Source organism: Streptomyces sp. NPDC036984 (assembly GCF_055607665.1).
The window spans coordinates 100,741-116,469 of record NZ_JBVJRL010000009.1 but is presented as its reverse complement, the minus strand read 5'-3'; the positions used below and the strand labels follow the sequence as shown (position 1 = coordinate 116,469).

Sequence of the window (15,729 nt, the reverse complement as noted above, 5' to 3'; positions counted from 1 at the left end):
CCGTCCGGCGTGACGGGGATCCGGGATCCTGGTTCAATGCGTCTGCACGCGCCCACCGGGGCAGCCGTAGCCGTGATCCCCACCCCGAAAAGGTGCTCCATGGCCTTCTTCGCCCTCTCCCGGCAGCAGCCGCTGGTCCTGCTCTCGGCGACCGCTCTGGCGTCGGAGTACCACCGGCTGCATGACGAGAACCAGCAGCTGCGGCGCGCCGTGACCTCGCACGCCGTGATCGACCAGGCCATCGGCGCCGTCGTCGTCCTCGGGCGGATCGCCCCGGAAGAGGCCTGGCGGGCGCTGCGGGACGTCTCCCAGCGCACGAACGTCAAACTGCGGACGGTCGCCGAGCACATCCTGGCCTACGCGCAGGGCGGCACGCTCCCCGAGCCCGAGCGGCGCGAACTCGGGAAGGCGATCATCCGCTACCGCCGGTGCGCCGAGACACCCGCGGCGCTCAGCGACGACCCGTCCGCGTCCGCCGGCGATGCCGACGGCGCCGGGTCGCCGAGGTCCGCAGCACCCACCGGTCCTCGGCCTGGTCCAGCCCGTAGAGCAACAGGCCGAGGACCGGGAGCAGCAGAATCGCGACGGTGATCACTGGAGGTTCCCCCTCCCTGCCGACGACACTCCGCGAGTGCCCCACCCCCTCGCCTCGACCCGCACCGGTCGCGAATGTCCTGTGACCGCATGGTGCGGGCGCGGGCCGCCGACGACGACGGGACCCGCGGGTGGGGGATGTGCAGCACGGTCCCGTGGAGGAACCCGCCGTCTAACGGCACGGTCCTCACCCGTTCGGTCCCGTCCGGCCACGACGGCTTATCCCCGACCGTGACCCTCGGCCGCGACGGCTTCTTCCCGCCGTGGCCGCCGCCCTTCCGGCCGGCGCCCAGGCCGTCGTCCGCCGCGGTCGCTCGCACCGCCGGGCCCCCGCACCGGTGTCGTACAGAGGAACTCCGGGCTGTGCGTGTGGCGGGTGTGGAGCGCGGACGGTTGCGGGGGCCCGCACACGGGTGCGCCGGGCGCGCCCCTTTCCCGCCTTGTGCTTACGGTGCTGTGCAGGTGACCGGACGTCAGCCGGGGCGGCGCGAAGGAGGCGAGCGGTGGTGGGCGATGCGCGCCGGCGGGTGGTCCGGCGGGGCGGTGGGCGCCGGACCGCGGGGGTGGTCCTGGGCAGCCGGCCCGCGTACTCCGTGCGGCCGCCGCCCCCGCGCCGCCCGGGGCCACGGGTGCACCCCGCCGAGCGAACGGTGCCGTGGCTGCGGGTCGCGGCGGCCTACGCCTGGCGGCTGATTCTCGTCGGCGTCGTCGTCTACGGCGTCTTCAGCGTCCTCGGCAGCTTCCAGCTGATCGCCGTGGCCCTGTTCCTCGCGCTGGTCGTGACGTCCGTGCTGCGCCCGCCGGCCGATCTGCTCACCCGGATCCTGCCGAGGCCGCTGAGCGTGGCCGTGGCGCTGGTGGGCAGCCTGCTGCTCCTGATGGCCCTGCTGGCGCTGGTGGGCAGCGCGGTGGCGGGTGAGTGGCCCCGGCTGGTGGGTGACTTCCGTGGCGGGGTGCACCGTATCGAGGACTGGCTGCGGCGACCACCGTTCCGGCTCAGTCCCGACAAGCTCTCCGACCTCCAGGACCAGTTGACGCGCTATGTCTCCGCGCACCAGTCGGCGCTGCTCAGCAGTGCGGTCAGCGAGTTCGGCCGGGTGGTCGAGCTGGTGACGGGCGGTGTCCTCGCGCTGTTCGCCTCGGTGTTCTTCATCCACTCCGGCGAGCACCTGTGGGGCTGGGCACGCGACCAGTTGCTGCCGAGCGGTGCCCGTCCGGCCTGGGACCGGGCGGGGCGGGCGGCCTGGCAGACCTTCGCCGGGTACACGCGCGGCATCATCATCGTGGCCGCCACCAACGCCGTGCTGGTCGGTGTCGCCCTGCTGGTGCTGCGGGTACCGCTCGCGCTTCCGCTGGCCCTGCTGGAGTTCTTCGCGGCGTTCGTGCCGCTGATCGGCTCGCCGGTCGCGCTCGGGGTCGCCACGGTGGTCGCGCTCGCCGGGCGCGGGCCGCTCACGGCCGTGGCCGTGCTCGTACTCATCGTGGTGATCGGCCAGCTGGAAGGACATGTCCTGCATCCGCTGGTGATGAGCTGGGCGGTCCGGCTGCACCCGCTCGTCGTGGCCGTGTCGGTCATCGCGGGCAGCATCGTCGCGGGGGTGATCGGCGCCGTCGTGGCGGTCCCGCTGATCTCGGTCGTCTGGGCGGTGCTGCGCGCTCTGCGCACGGCACCCCTGTGACACCGCTCGACCCGACCGGCAGACAGGCGGCCCGATCAGCGCAGCGCGGCGGCGACGAGCCCGTGGATCTCCTCCTGCCGGACGGCGCCGCCGTGCACCAGGCGGTCGAAGACCAGCCCGTCCACGCAGGTCAGCAGGGTCACCGTACGGTCCTCCGGGTCCGCCACGCCCTGCGCGGCGAGGAACTCGCGCACGATCCGCCGCCCCTCGTTCTCGCGCGGCACGAGGATCTCGCGCAGTTCGGGGTGGTGCGCGCTCTCGACGGCGCAGGCGTAGCGCGCCAGGGATCGCCGCCGGCCCTCCCCGGTGAGCCGTAGCCCGACCAGCGCGGCGATGCCCGCCACCAGTTCGCCGGCGGTCCGGGGCACCGGCGTCCGCGCACCGATCTCTTCCAGTTCCGCCTGGTCGAGCGCCACCAGACGCCGGACCAGCGCGGTGAGCAGGGCCTGGCGGGTGCGGTAGTACGCGGACGTGGTGCCGGGCGGCAGCCCCGCCGCCCGGTCTACGGCGCGATGCGTCAGCCCCCGCATGCCGGCGTCGGCGAGCACGGCGATCGCCGTGTCGGCGAGGAGAGTACGTCGGTCTGTGGCCACCCCCTCTTTCTACACCCCGCCTTCTACAGCCGTAGAAGGCGGCTGTTAGGTTGCTTCTACAGATGTAGAAAACCGACGGCGGAGGGAGCCGGCATGCGGGGTACGGCGGTGGTGGTCGGGGGCGGCATCGGTGGGCTGGCGGCGGCTCTGGGGCTGCGCCGGATCGGCTGGGAGGTGCGGGTGGTGGAGCGCGCCGCCGTCCTGGCCGACGCGGGCGCGGGCATCTCCCTGCACGCCAACGGGCTGCGCGCGCTGGACGCCGTGGGCGTCGGCGCGGAGGTCCGGGCGGCGGCGCGGCCGCAGTACACCGGAGGCACCCGCACCCCCGCGGGCCGGTGGCTGGCCCGGATGGACGGTGCCGTGCTGGAACGGCAGCTGGGCACCCCCATCGTCGGCATCCCGCGCGCGGTGCTGCACCGCCTGCTGCGCGCGGCACTGCCCGCCGAGTGCCTGCTCGTCGGCGTCACCGTGGACGCGCTCGACCTGTCGGCTCCGGGCGGGGTACGCGTGCCCGTCGGGGACGGCGTCCTGGACGCGGACCTGGTCGTCGCGGCGGACGGGGTGCACAGCCGGCTGCGCGGGCTGCTGTTCCCGGACCGTCCCGGCCCGGTGTACGCCGGGTCGACGGTGCTGCGGGCCATCACCGAGGGACCGCTGGAGACGGGCACCGACTTCGCGCTGACCTGGGGCGAGGGGGCGGAGTTCGGGCACATCGCGTTCGCCGACGGCCGGGCCGAGTGGCATGCGGTGCTCACCGCACCGCCAGGGGCCCGCCACAGCGACCCGCTCGGCATGCTGCGCCACCGCTTCGGCGACTGGCACGAGCCGGTCTCCGCGCTGCTGGCCGCCACCCGGCCCGAGGCGGTGCTGCACCACGACATCCACGAACTGGTCACGCCGCTGCCGTCGTTCACGGCGGGACGGGTGGCGCTGCTGGGCGACGCGGCACACGCCATGACCCCGCATCTCGGCCAGGGCGCCTGCCAGGCCCTGGAGGACGCCGCCGTCCTGGCCGCCGCGCTCGCCGGGGAGTCCACGGTCGGCACGGCGCTGGCCCGGTACGACGCCGAGCGCCGCCCCCGGGCCCAGGCGGTCGCCCGCGCCGCCCGGCAGGCGGGCCGGATGGGCCAGGGGCTGTCCCACCCGCTGGCCGTCGCCCTGCGCAACACGGGGCTGCGGCTCGCTCCGTCCCGGGTGACGACGCGGGCGATCCTGCGGCATGCCGACTGGGCGCCGCCGAGCCTGGCGTGACGGCCCGGCACCCGGACGGAGGGAGCCTCGGGAACCGTCGGGCGGGCGGCGTTGCGGGGGTCTGGTCGCTGCGGCATGCCGACCGGACGTGCCGAGCCTGGTGTGACGCCGCGTGGCGGCGCCGTTCGGGCCCGGGCGGAGAGGGGCCTCAGGGGCCGTCGGCGGCGGCGTTGCGGCGGGTCTCGTCGAGATGGATGCCGATGTACCGGGCGAGGCTCAGCGCGTCCTGGGGCTCGTCCGCCTGGAACGTGACGCGACGCAGCAGGCCGACCCCGTCGAGCGCGACGCCCTCGCGGGCGAGGACGAAGACGAGGGCGAGGAGGGCGCAGCGGGCGTTGCCGTCGTCGAAGGGATGGAAGAAGCAGATGTCGAGACAGGCACGGGCGGCCCGGGCGGTCAGCGGGAGGGGCCGGGCGGGATCCTGCGCGCTCTCGGCCAGGCAGGCGTCGAGGCGGGCGCGGGTGTCCGGGCCGATGCCGTACCGTTCCCGGCCGCCCTTGGCGAAGGCGGGCAGGCTGCGGAACGGCGGCGGCTCGGGTGTGCCGAGGACGTGCTGTTGCCAGCCCCGGATCAGCTCGAAGTCGAGCCGGGCGCCGTGCGCCGCGTCGGCCCGCAGTCGCTCCAGGGCGGTGAGCAGGCCCTGGGCGCGGGCGGGGTCCAGGGCGCCGTCGAAGGCGCGGATGTCCTCCGCCGCCCCGTCGCGGGACGGGGTCACCGGTCCGTCCCCGCCGTCCGGGGCCTCCTGCCAGGGCACGGTCTCGCGCACCGCGAGCCAGCGGCTGAGGTGGTCCGGCAGGGGCTTGGCGGGCCGTGCGGCACCGTCCGGCCGCACGGCCCGTGCGAGCCGCGCCGCGACGTCGTCGACCAGCACCGGGTCCGGGCCGGTCCAGCTCTCGAACCGCCCGCCGATCGCCTGGCGGACCAGTTCCTCGGCGACGTCGGGGGCGACGCCCCGGCTGCTGAGGAACCAGGCGAGCACCTGATGACAGTGCCCGTGCCAGCCGCTGCCGCAGCCGGTGCGGTCGGTGACCTGGAGGATCAGGTTGCGGGCGGTGCGGTCCCACAGGATCCGCTGGTCCTCGATGCCGGCCAGGTCCAGCGGGTAGGCGTCGAACCTCGCGGCCAGGCTCTCCAGCCACCCGCGCCACTCGCACAGCGCCGCGACGACGCGGTCGAGCGTCTCCTCCGGGGTGGTGATCGAGTCCCGGGGGCAGCACCAGCTGCCGACCGGCCCGCCGTCGAAGTCTCCTTCGTCGTGCGCCCACCGCCAGCCCACGGCCCAGCGGCCGTAGTGCTCGACCAGGGCCTGCGACATGGCGTCGGCCCACGACGTGGCCTCGTCGGAGCTCCAGGCGGTCATCACCGGGTCGAGCAGCGGAACGTCGGGGCGGCGCGGCACGCGGCGGGCCGGCCCGAGGGACCTCACCACCCGCGCCGCCGCCGCGCTGTCGAAGGGATACCGGGCGGGGTCCACGTCGTCCCAGTTCAGATAGCCGGGGGACAGCTCAACGATCACCGCGCAAGTCTGCCCGCCCGCCCGGCCCCGGCCCAACCCGATTTCGACCACGGCTCCCCCGGTGCGTCCTGGGCGATCCGGCACTTTCCGTCCTCCCGGCTCGCCTCCAGGGCCCGGGTGCGTGGTGCGGGGGCGGTGAGGGAGGCGGGCGGGTGGCATGAGTGGCGCCGGCGGTGGCACCCGGGGCGCCGTGCGTGGGATACGAGTGACCTGGTGGGGCGTACGGCGTGACCTGTCGGCGGCGGCGCGGGCGGCGCGGCGCGCCTGGGCGGGGCCGTGCCGGGAGCGGGACCTGGCCGTGCAGGCGGTGAAGGCGGCGCTGGCCGCGTGGGTGGCCTGGGCGGTGGCGGGCTGGTGGCTGCGGGCGCCGGTGGCGTTCGTGGCGCCATGGGTGGCGGTCGTGCTGGTGGAGTCGACCGTGTACCGGTCGATCGCGAACGGTCTCCAGCAGCTCGCGGCGATCGCGGCCGGCACGGTCGCGGCCACGGCGGTCGGGCTGTGTGTGCACAGCACGGTGGCCGCGATGGCGGTCGTGCTCCCGCTCGCGATGCTGCTCGGCCAGTGGCGCCGCCTGGGCAGCCAGGGCATCTGCGCGGCGACCGGCGCACTGTTCGTCCTCACCGGCGGGTCCGTCACCGTCGCCACCTCCGCCGCCCGGCTCGCCGAGGCCCTGTTCGGAGCGGTGGTCGGCATCGCCGTCAACGCGCTGATCCGGCCGCCGCTGTATCTGCGCGACACCCGTGCCGTGCTGCGGGACGCGACCGAGGAGGCCCACGACATTCTGCGGGCCGTGGCCGACGGGCTGGCCGCCGGACGCTGGGACGCCGAGGAGGCCGGCGCCTGGCACGCGCGGGCCCTGCGGCTGCACCGGCTGGTGGACCAGGCCCGCTCCGCGGTCGAGTGGGGCCGGGAGAGCCTGCGTGCCAACCTGCGCCGTCGCCGCACCGGCGCCGTGCCGCTCTCCGGCAAGGGGTACGACGACGCGGTCGTGGTGCTGGACTACGCGGCCGTGCACACCACGGGAGTGACCCGTACGGTGCTGGAGGCGGCCGCCGAGGACCGCTCGGCGCCCCGGCCGCACCCCGGACTCGCCCGGCGGTATTCGGAGTTCCTGTGCCAGACCGCCCACGCCCTGCGGCTCTACAGCCACAGCCGGTTCGGCGACGACTGTGAGGACGAGCTGCGCGGGGCCGTCGAGGAACTGCGCGGCACGCTCGCGGAGCTGCGCCGGGACCTGGCCCGCTCCACGACCGACGACCCCGACAAGGTCGCCACCTACGGCGCCCTGCTCGCCCAGGCCCACCGGCTGGCCGACCAGCTGGTCGCCTCCGGCACCTGAGCGCGCCGGCGGTCAGTCGACGGTGGCGCCGGCGACGACCGTGTCGACGTCCTCGGTGACCGACGGGTCCGCCGCGTCGGTGCTGAGGCCGAGGAGGAAGGAGGTGCGCTCGCCGTGGATCGTCACCACGGTCATCCGAAGCCGCGCGCTGCCGTCGTCGCCCTTGATCCGCAGGACGACGGTGTGCGCCGGCTGGCCGTCCACGGTGGTGGCGTGCGACTCCTCCTGGGTGGCCGGTTGGTCGGGGAAGAAGAACTCGGCGTTGGAGCGGGCGGCCGACTCCGCCGCCCGGTCCAGGTCGGCCTCGGGCACGGTCTGTCCCGCGCGGCCGGCAAGCACGGTGCCGCCGGCCTCGGCGGACTCGCCGGTCTCGCCGGTCTCGGCGGACTCGCCGGACGGGACGCTGCTGATCTGCGAGGAGAACGCGCCGATCAGGTGCTTGTCCTTGGCCTTGTCGTGCTTCCAGCCGTCCGGGACGCCGTAGGAGAGTCCGGCGCGGGTGTCGGTGACCCGGGGCCGGCCCGCGAGCGGGCCGTCGTCCCCGCCGCGCGTCCACCAGACGGCCGCCGCCGCGCCCACCAGGACCAGCAGCGCCACGAGCCCGGCCACCAGCCACCGCGCTCGGCCCTGCCGTGGCGGCCGGGCGGGGTAGGGAGGCGACGGATACGTCATCGGGGAGGGCGTCGGCGTTGTCATGCCCTCAGCCTTCACGATCTTCGGCGGCGGCACCTGAGTCGTCGTACTCATTCGGTGTGCGCCGTGTCCCCAGGTTGCCGCACCCCGAACAGGGCGGGGCCCACGGTGAGAACGCCGTCGGTCAGCGGCCGGCAGCGCACTCCCCCGCCGCCGCGCAGCGCGCGCTGGGCGCCGGGGCCGAGGGTGGTGTCCATCCAGGCGCAGGGCCGGGCGGCGCTGCGCACCTCCAGCTCCACCGGGCCGGCACCGCAGTCGAGGAAGACCGTCGTGCCGATGCAGGCGTCGATGTCGATCCCGCGCAGCAGGACGTTGCGCCGGGTCCGCAGCAGGCCGGCGGCGTACGGACCCGGCTGCGGCAGCCGCTCGGCCGCCATGAGGGTGATCGACGCGTTGCGGTGGGCGGGATGGTTGAAGTGCCGGTCGCCGACGATGCCGAGGCCCGCGCGGACCTCGGCCGTCGTCGGATGCGGTCGGGGACGGGAACCTCCAGCCCGCCCGTGCTGACGGCGATCGCCGGGACGCCGTTCTCCACGGCCGTCACGGCCGCGCCCACCGTGCCCGAATGAGTCGCCACGGCCGCCAGGTTGGGGCCGAAGACCGCCCACCGGCAGGCCCAGCCCGACCAGCGCCGAGGCCGTGCCGCGCCTGGCCGGCGGAATCCGGTCGGGCACGATGGCGGTGCGACGGTGATGTCCGGGCTGCGGTTCGTCCGCCAGGCGGCGCAGGCCGACAAGCCGGTGCTGGTCATCGACCGGAACCCGACCCGGGGCGACCAGCCGGCTGTCACCGGCGTCGCGCTCCCCCTCGGAGCAGCCCTCACCACCGCGGCCGATCGACTGGACATCACCGTCGAAGGCGAGACGGCGACGTAGAGTTCGGGCCGGGTCATCGCTCGCGGTGGCCTCAGCCGTACCGGTGCGAACCTGCGTGCCCAGCCGCAGGCCCCGTTCGAACCCGAATCCTGGTCTGGTTGTGGCCGCCTACTTCCTGGAGTCGCTGCGCCCCTTCTCCGGGGTCTTGTCGGTCTTCTTTGCCTTGCCGCGCTGTTCTCCCGCTCCCTGCGGCTTCGTCCTGGCCTCCGCTCCCCTGTCGGCCAGGGGCTGATCAGGGGTGCCAGGGGCGCCGGTCGAGTCGGCGGGTCGTCGAGTCGGGCCGTCGGATGCGGGAGCGGGGTTCTGTCCGGGGGCGGCGGCGCGACGCAGCCCGACGGAGACCTCGCGCGGGGAGGACGGCGGAGCCGCGGGCGTGGCGGAGGTGTCGTTCCGTGCTGCGGGGGTGCCCTTCGGGGCGCCTTCTTCAGCGGTTCGGCCGGCGGCCCGAGGTGCTTTCACGTCGTTCGGTCGGTGGCTGTCGACGACGGCGGCAGTGGTGGCCAGGACGGCGGTCAGGGCGACGGCTCCACCGGCCACCAGGACACGGCTGCGAGCGGGCGCGGTCTTCGCAACGGCTCGACGCGGGGCGCCCAGCGGGTTCAAGTGCGTGGGGGTGTCCTGCTGGGTCCGTTCCCGATTCCTGACCATGCCCGTGGCTTCGGCCGTGGACGGGGTGGGCACGGAGAGGGCCGTGCCGGCGAGCGCGGCCAGTGTCCGGGCGCATTCGAGTGCCGTCGGGCGGGCCGGCTCGTCGCGCGCCGTCATGTTCCGCAGCAGGACGGCGAGTTCCGTCGGCAGGGTGCTGGGCACCATGGGTTGGCGGTGGAGCCGCGCGATCGCCGCTTCGAGGGGCCCGCCGTCGTATTCGAGCCTGCCTGTGAGGCATTCGAGAAGGACGAGACCCAGGGCGTAGATGTCGGCGGGCCGGCCCACGGGCTGGCCGAGCACCTGCTCAGGGGCCAGGTAGGCGGCGGTGCCGACGAGTGTGCCGGTGGCGGTGCGGGTGGAGGCGTCGACCGGCTGGGAGATACCGAAGTCGGTCAGGTACGACCGACCCGAGCTTTCGAGGAGGATGTTGGACGGCTTGACGTCACGGTGCACGATCCCCGACTCGTGCGCGTGAGCCAGCGCCTCGGCCAAGGCGGCGCCGAGTGCTGCGGTGTCCTGGGGAGACAGGGGGCCTTCGGCGATGCGGCCTCTCAGCGTGGGGCCGTCGATCAGTTGCATGACCAGGTAGGCGCGTCCGTCGTGCCACCCGGCGTCGTAGGCGGTGACCAGCCCCGGATGGTGCAGGCGCGCCACGATCTCGACCTCGCTCCGGAAGGCGTCCTCCGTTGCGACGCCGACACCGGGCCGGAACACCTTCACCGCCACCGCTCGCCTCAAACGCAGGTCGAACCCGCGGTGGACGTCCGCGGCGCCGCCCGAACCGATCCGAGCGTCCAGGCGGTAGCGGCCGGCCAATATCTCCGTGGAAAACCTAGAGGCCAGCACGCCAGCCGACTCACGGAGCCTCATTACCTCTCCCCTGCCTCCATGGCGATCCTTGCGCCCGCCCATCACCAAACCCGTGTCGCACGCAAGTACCCGCGAGATACCGGGCTATCCCCGGACCGAGCGCCGGAGGGCAACCCGGTACGAGACCGGAAGGCGCAGGGCGGCGCAGCCACCCTCAGTGGTTGATCACGTAGCTACTGTCGAGGTCGCGGTGACGCCGCCTCGCCGACACCCCATCAGCGGAGCTCCGCGTCGGCCGGCGGCGGCATCATCGCCGGCGGATGCGCGATGCGGGCGCCGGCGTCCAAAGCCGGCCGACCGCTGCCAGTACTAGCCGAGGTCGTGGCTGCGCCCCCAGCCGGGGTGATCCGCGTCGCGGCTTCAGGCGACCTCCAGGTGCCCAGCGCGTTCCATGACGGTGCGGACCTCGGCGATCAGGCGCGTGATCAGAGACTGCGGGGCGCCGTCGTTCCACACCACTGCGAGGTCGAAGGGCTTCGCGTCCGTGACCTGGATCCAGCGCACGTTGCCGGCGGGCATCAGTGCGTGCAGCGGTTGCGGGGCGAACCAGATGCCGCGGCCGCGGCCGACTTCCAGCAGGCAGTCCTCTACCTGGGGCACCACCGGGCCGCGTGGTGCGGGTCGGCCGTCCGGTCGGGGGTCCGCGAGCCAGAACCGATCGGCTTCCGGTGACGCAAGGACGTCGGGACGTACGACCGGATCGTCAGCAAGGTCGGCGAGCGTCAGGGTGGGACGGTCGGCCAGCGGATGGCGAGTGGACAGCACCACGGCTCGGGGATCAGTGCGGACGACCGCGGTGTGCAGCCCGACGTCACCGAGCGGCAGCCACATGAAGGCCGCGTCCGCACTCCCGTCCACGAGGAGCTCGAGCTCCTGTCGGGGGTCTCGCACCCCGTTCAATGTCACCTGCAGGCCGGGGACCGCCGCCTCGAGGGCATCGGCCACATCGACGGCGAACAAGGTGGTCGCGGCGGGACAGCAGGCCAGACGAAGGGTGCCGGTCTCGGCGCCGGCCACGGCGCGGACCCGTGCTGCCAAGCGGGCGACGTCGTCGATGACGGTCGCACCGCCGGCGGCGAGCTCCTCTCCGGCGGCAGTGAGCAGCACGCCGCGTGAGGTGCGCACCAAGAGGTCTACGCCCAGGGAGCGTTCCAGCTGCCGCACATGCGTCGACACCGCCTGTTGTGTCAGATGGAGCGCCGACCCGGCGCCGGTGATGGACCGCTTCTGGGCCACCACCAGGAACGAACGCAGATGCCGAAGGTCGATGTCGCTCACGTCGAACACCATAGCGGCCACAACGATCTACGGTGCCCGGCACAAGATTTCGCTGTTTCCTCCCAGAGCGTTGCCGCATTCAGAATCTTCCTGCCGACCGCAACGGCGCGCTACCGGAACGGCGGGCCACCGAGGCGTGACGGTGCCGGGGCGTCGACTGTGCAGGGGCGTGCGGTTCCGCAAGCTCCGGCATTCGGGCCGGCGAACTGGACTGCGGCCCGGTCGGCGCCCGCAGACACGGATGCGCCGCAGCGCGGGCGAGGACCCGGTGCGGCGCGCCGGTCGCCGCGGCCTGAGGCGGAAGCCGTCGAAGACAAGCTCAACGCTATGACAGGGGAGGCTCAGTGAGCACGACCGACCGTCCCGCCCTCGGGGCGGACTTGCTTCGCCACATGGAGCGCCAGGCCGTGGTCGAGGTGTGCACGCGCATGGGGTGGCACGCCGACCAGCGCGAGTGGGAGGCGCTCAAGGCCGTGTTCACCGACGAAGTGCGTCTGGACTACACGAGCCTGAACGGCGGTGAACCGGCCGTGTTGTCGCCGGGGCAGATCGTGGACGCCTGGTCTCAGGTGCTGGGCGGGTTCGACGCGACCCAGCACCTGATCACCAACCACCTCGTGACGCTGGCGGGCGACACGGCCGTGTGCACCGCGTCTTTCCAGGCCACCCATCGGCTGGCCGACCCGTTCGGGGCACCGCTGTGGACGCTCGGCGGCACCTACCGATTCGACCTGGTCCGCACCGACGGGCAGTGGAAGATCAGCGGTGTCTTGATGACGGTGGCCTGGGCCGACGGCAACAGGGAGCTGATGGCGCTGGCGGCGAAGGCGGCCGGATGAGCCGATGGCACAGCGCCGTCCTGCCGGCCGCTTCCCTCCCCGCGTAGGCCTGCGCGGAGAACCACTCCGGGCCCCGCGAACCGCATCACTCCGGACCCGGCATGCTGGCGGCACCGAGTCCGTCCCGCGCCGGCCCGGTCATGCAGGGCGAGGTGCCGGAGCCCGTCGCCGCCCGAGTACGCCCCGTGAACGCCGAGGACCTCGACGCCCTGGTGGCCGCGTTCACCCCGGGCCGAGGTGATCGACGTCGGCCGCCCTTCCGGCCGTGACGCCATCCGCGCCGACCTCCCCTACGCCAACTGATCACCTAGAGAGGACTGTTCGTGACGACCCAGCAGAAGGTCACCTTCCCCAGCGGTGGGACCACGCTGACCGGCAACCTGTTCCTGCCCGACAGCGGGGCCCCGGCGCCGGGGATCGTGGTGGCCGGCACCTGGACCAGCGTCAAGGAGCTGATGGCCGACCGGTACGCCGAACGGCTGGCCGACCGCGGCTACGCCGCCCTGTCGTTCGACTTCGCCGGCTTCGGCGAGTCCGGAGGCGAACCGCGCGACGTGGAGGACCCGGCGCGCAAGGTCCGCGACATCCACCATGCGGTGACGTTCCTGGCCGCCCACCCGTCGATCGACGCCGACCGGCTGGGCGCCCTGGGGATCTGTGCGGCCGCGATGTACATGGCCGACAACGCGGCCCGCGACGACCGCGTCGGCTCCCTTGCCCTGGTCGCACCCTGGCTGCACGACGCCGCGATCTGCGAGGCCGCCTACGGGGGCGCGGACGCGGTCGCCCAGAAGATCGAGATCGCCCGGGAGGCCCGTGCCCGGTTCGCGCGGACCGGCGAGATCGACTACGTCCCGGTGGTCAGCGCCACCGACGAACACGCTGCCATGCCTTACGACATCGACTTCTACCTCAACCCCGCTCGCGGCTCCATCCCCGCCTGGCCCAACCGGTTCGCCGTGATGGCGTGGGAAGACTGGCTCACCTACGACTCCATCGCCTTGGCGCCGCGCATCACCCAGCCCACCCAGCTCGTCCACAGCGAGGATGCCGCCATCCCGGACGGCGCCCGCCGTTTCCACGCTGGGCTGGCCGGCCCCAAGGACATCCTGTGGACGGAAGGCACCCAGTTCGACTTCTACGACCAGGACCCGCAGGTCACGCTCGCGGTGGACACGGTGGCGGCTCACTTCGGCAGGACCCTGCGGTGATTCGTGCCACCGGAGCTACCGGCCTTGTCGGTGGCGAGGTCGTCCAGGCGCTCCCGGACGGGGCAGTCGGTCCGCACGCTGGTGCGCCGGGCCGTCGATCTGCCGGTCCACCCCACCGTGGGGAGGTGACCGGTCGTCCGCCCCGCCCCTTTCGCCTCTGGGCCCTCGCTCACCGCGGGGCCTTCACCGCTCCCTCGCACCCCCGACATCACGAAGGCTCCCGATGAACCAGCGATTGCGGCACCTGCTGGCCGCGGCCTCCGCCACCGTATGCGTGATCGCGTCGGTGGTGGGCTGTTCGAGCGACGACACCTCCGAAGCGCTCGGCGGAAAGGCGGCACGGCCTGGACGGTTCGCCTCACCCAACCCGGGTTCCGTCAACACCTACTGGATCCAGGCACCGGAAGGCCTGGTCCTCATCGACACCTTGCGCACGCCGGCCGACGCCCGGAAGGCGATAGCGGAGATCAGGAAGACCGGCGAACCCGTCGCAGCCATTCTGCTGACCCACTCCCATCCCGACCATGTGGGTGGGGCGGGCGCCTTCCACGAGGCCTTTCCCGAGGCGTCCGTCTACGCGTCCAGGGCGACCGACAAGGCCATGCGGGAGGACAGGCGCGGCTTCTACCCGCTGGCTCGTTCGGCGAACCCCCGCTTCCCAACCGAACTCAGGTACGCCGACCGGACCTTCGAGGACGGCACACCGTTGCAGGTGGGCGGTCAACGCTTCGAGACCGCCGGCTTCGCCGAGGGAGAGTCCGACACCGCGACCGTGTACTACCGCCCCGACACCGGCGACCTCTTCTCCGGCGACCTGGCGGCCAGGAAGGTCACGCCCGCGCTGATCGAGGGGCACAGCTGCGGCTGGCTCCGGATCCTGGCTCAGTTGCGCCGGCGCTTCCCCGGGGCCACAACGATGTACCCGGGGCACGGGGCCCCGGGTCCGGCCCGCGCGCTGATCGACGACCAGCGCCGCTACCTCCAGCGGTTCCGCGGCCTCGTCCGGTCGGCCGTCGCCCCGGACTCCCCCGAGGGCGGCACGGTCACCCCCGACGAACAGAGAACGATCATCACCGGGATGGAGCGCGCCTATCCCGCCCATCCGCCGGTAGCGGACCTGCCGACCATCGTGCAGGAGAACATCAAGGCCGTCGCCAGGGAGCTGACCGCCGAGGACGCCACCCAGCTTCGCGCCGGCTGCGCGGACCATGCACAGAAGGGCGCGGACTCTCCTCGTTCCGTCTCGTCGGCAGCCCCGGAGGCTCTCACCCCGCACTGACACCAACCTGGCCGGTCCACAGCACGAACCTCAGCCGAGAGAAACGACGTCCAAGGGTCGGCCTCGGCCGGGCGGGTGGGGACGGTGGCCGCTCGGTCCGGCCGTCCCCACCCCCCTCGCTCCTGCCGCCACTCCCGCTCCCCTCGTACCGGGAGTCGACGTCGGAGGAGATCAGCGCGGCCGCCCGCGGGAAGTTGAGGGAGGCCGGCGCCGGCGGTTACGGCAACTGCTCCAGGAAGGAGGCGAGTTCGGCGTTGAAGCGGGCCGGGTTCTCCATGTTCGGGTAGTGGGCCGCGCCCGGGACGCCGACGGTGCGGCCGCCCGGGACGAGGTCCGCGAGACGGGCGGCCATGGCGAGGTGGTCCGCGGAGTCCAGGGCGCCGTTGATCGCGATCAGGGGGACCTTGATGCCCGGCACGCGCTCCCAGGTCTGTGTGACGGGCACCAGGTGGTTCGGCTCGTCCGGCGTGTGCTTGCCCAGGGTGCCCAGAGCCATCTCCCGCAGTCCGCGCACGATGCCGGGGTCGAGGTCGGCCACCTCGCGGTGCGGGCCGGCGGCGAACCGCACGAACGCGTCGACCCAGCCGGCCAGGTCCCCGGCGGCCAGGGCCCGCTGCTGATCGGCCACCACCCCCAGCACCCACGGGTCCTCGAAGGCGAGTTCGCTGGTGCCGACCCCGCTGACGACGAGCGCGCGGACCAGTTCGGGGTGTTCCAGCGCGCAGTCGACGGCGATGCCCCCGCCCATCGACAGGCCGACGAGCACGGCGGGGGCGGCGTCGAGACCCCGCAGCAGGGCGGCGAGGTCGTCGGCCTGCCGGAAGGGCCCGGAAGCGTTGTCGGAGGCGCCATGGCCGCGGGCGTCCCACGCGATGACCCGGTGGCTCGGGGCGAAGGCCCGGATCTGCTCCTCCCACATGCGGTGGTCGGCGAAGCCGCCGTGCAGGAAGACGAGGGGCGTACCGGAGCCCGCCTCACGGTAGGCGAGGGAGCCGTCGTCGGTCGGGAGCGAACGGACGGGCGTGGATGCCAAGTCGAGAGTCATGACACCTAAGGTGTCATTT

The 15,729-nt window shown here is 73.6% G+C and carries 15 protein-coding genes and 2 pseudogenes; 9 read left to right on the top strand and 8 right to left on the bottom strand.

Translation table 11 applies throughout. The annotated features are described in order from the left end of the window. Positions 1 to 99: 99 nt before the first annotated feature. The gene (locus tag ACZ7DL_RS18775) at positions 100 to 591 is read left to right on the top strand and encodes an ANTAR domain-containing protein (protein ID WP_470775267.1); all 492 of its coding nucleotides are present in this window, start codon (positions 100 to 102) and stop codon (positions 589 to 591) included. A 506-nt stretch (positions 592 to 1,097) separates the two neighbouring features. Next, positions 1,098 to 2,273: an AI-2E family transporter gene (locus ACZ7DL_RS18770; protein WP_470775266.1), complete on the top strand. Its 1,176-nt coding sequence runs from the start codon at positions 1,098 to 1,100 to the stop codon at positions 2,271 to 2,273. A 35-nt stretch (positions 2,274 to 2,308) separates the two neighbouring features. Here ACZ7DL_RS18770 and ACZ7DL_RS18765 read toward each other — a convergent pair whose 3' ends face one another. Further along, positions 2,309 to 2,866 carry a TetR/AcrR family transcriptional regulator gene (locus tag ACZ7DL_RS18765; protein WP_470775265.1) on the bottom strand — a complete coding sequence of 186 codons (558 nt, stop codon included), beginning with the start codon at positions 2,864 to 2,866 and terminating at the stop codon, positions 2,309 to 2,311. 93 nt (positions 2,867 to 2,959) lie between these two features. Between ACZ7DL_RS18765 and ACZ7DL_RS18760 the strand changes: the two genes are divergently transcribed. Further along, positions 2,960 to 4,117: an FAD-dependent monooxygenase gene (locus ACZ7DL_RS18760; RefSeq protein ID WP_470775264.1), complete on the top strand. Its 1,158-nt coding sequence runs from the start codon at positions 2,960 to 2,962 to the stop codon at positions 4,115 to 4,117. Between the two features lie 148 nt (positions 4,118 to 4,265). On the opposite strand, the gene ACZ7DL_RS18755 is transcribed toward ACZ7DL_RS18760, so the two are convergent. Then, positions 4,266 to 5,633 carry a Fic family protein gene (locus tag ACZ7DL_RS18755; protein ID WP_470775263.1) on the bottom strand — a complete coding sequence of 456 codons (1,368 nt, stop codon included), beginning with the start codon at positions 5,631 to 5,633 and terminating at the stop codon, positions 4,266 to 4,268. 190 nt (positions 5,634 to 5,823) lie between these two features. Between ACZ7DL_RS18755 and ACZ7DL_RS18750 the strand changes: the two genes are divergently transcribed. Then, positions 5,824 to 6,972: an FUSC family protein gene (locus ACZ7DL_RS18750; RefSeq protein WP_470775262.1), complete on the top strand. Its 1,149-nt coding sequence runs from the start codon at positions 5,824 to 5,826 to the stop codon at positions 6,970 to 6,972. Between the two features lie 12 nt (positions 6,973 to 6,984). Here ACZ7DL_RS18750 and ACZ7DL_RS18745 read toward each other — a convergent pair whose 3' ends face one another. Continuing rightward, positions 6,985 to 7,719 carry a DUF8017 domain-containing protein gene (locus tag ACZ7DL_RS18745; protein WP_470775261.1) on the bottom strand — a complete coding sequence of 245 codons (735 nt, stop codon included), beginning with the start codon at positions 7,717 to 7,719 and terminating at the stop codon, positions 6,985 to 6,987. Further along, a complete protein-coding gene (locus tag ACZ7DL_RS18740; protein WP_470775260.1) occupies positions 7,716 to 8,042 on the bottom strand; it encodes a molybdenum cofactor biosysynthesis protein in 327 nt (108 codons plus the stop codon). Before ACZ7DL_RS18740 ends, ACZ7DL_RS18745 begins: the two co-directional genes overlap by 4 nt. A gap of 30 nt (positions 8,043 to 8,072) precedes the next feature. Between ACZ7DL_RS18740 and ACZ7DL_RS18735 the strand changes: the two genes are divergently transcribed. Next, entirely contained in the window at positions 8,073 to 8,234 is a 162-nt protein-coding gene (locus ACZ7DL_RS18735; RefSeq protein ID WP_470775259.1) for a hypothetical protein, read from the top strand. Here ACZ7DL_RS18735 and ACZ7DL_RS18730 read toward each other — a convergent pair. Then, positions 8,207 to 8,416 (bottom strand): annotated as a pseudogene (locus ACZ7DL_RS18730) (hypothetical protein); the annotation flags it as partial. The gene ACZ7DL_RS18735 and the pseudogene ACZ7DL_RS18730 sit on opposite strands and share 28 nt — an antisense overlap. On the opposite strand from ACZ7DL_RS18730, the pseudogene ACZ7DL_RS18725 reads away from it, so the two are divergent. Then, positions 8,352 to 8,540 (top strand): annotated as a pseudogene (locus tag ACZ7DL_RS18725) (NAD-dependent protein deacetylase 1); the annotation flags it as partial. The pseudogenes ACZ7DL_RS18730 and ACZ7DL_RS18725 overlap by 65 nt on opposite strands. Before the next feature lie 108 nt (positions 8,541 to 8,648). Here ACZ7DL_RS18725 and ACZ7DL_RS18720 read toward each other — a convergent pair. Next, a complete protein-coding gene (locus tag ACZ7DL_RS18720; RefSeq protein WP_470775258.1) occupies positions 8,649 to 10,004 on the bottom strand; it encodes a serine/threonine-protein kinase in 1,356 nt (451 codons plus the stop codon). A gap of 414 nt (positions 10,005 to 10,418) precedes the next feature. Continuing rightward, a complete protein-coding gene (locus tag ACZ7DL_RS18715; RefSeq protein WP_470775257.1) occupies positions 10,419 to 11,348 on the bottom strand; it encodes a LysR family transcriptional regulator in 930 nt (309 codons plus the stop codon). A gap of 332 nt (positions 11,349 to 11,680) precedes the next feature. Here ACZ7DL_RS18715 and ACZ7DL_RS18710 point away from each other — a divergent pair, with 332 nt between their 5' ends. From ACZ7DL_RS18710 to ACZ7DL_RS18700, 3 genes are all read left to right on the top strand, one after another. Further along, on the top strand, positions 11,681 to 12,175 hold the full coding sequence (locus ACZ7DL_RS18710) for a nuclear transport factor 2 family protein (protein WP_470775256.1): 495 nt from the start codon (positions 11,681 to 11,683) through the stop codon (positions 12,173 to 12,175). 323 nt (positions 12,176 to 12,498) lie between these two features. Further along, positions 12,499 to 13,386, top strand: coding sequence for an alpha/beta hydrolase (locus ACZ7DL_RS18705; RefSeq protein ID WP_470775255.1), 888 nt, complete (start codon positions 12,499 to 12,501; stop codon positions 13,384 to 13,386). 223 nt (positions 13,387 to 13,609) lie between these two features. Continuing rightward, entirely contained in the window at positions 13,610 to 14,665 is a 1,056-nt protein-coding gene (locus ACZ7DL_RS18700; protein WP_470775254.1) for an MBL fold metallo-hydrolase, read from the top strand. Positions 14,666 to 14,882: 217 nt separating this feature from the next. On the opposite strand, the gene ACZ7DL_RS18695 is transcribed toward ACZ7DL_RS18700, so the two are convergent. Then, entirely contained in the window at positions 14,883 to 15,710 is an 828-nt protein-coding gene (locus ACZ7DL_RS18695) for an alpha/beta fold hydrolase (RefSeq protein WP_470775253.1), read from the bottom strand. Positions 15,711 to 15,729: the final 19 nt, after the last annotated feature.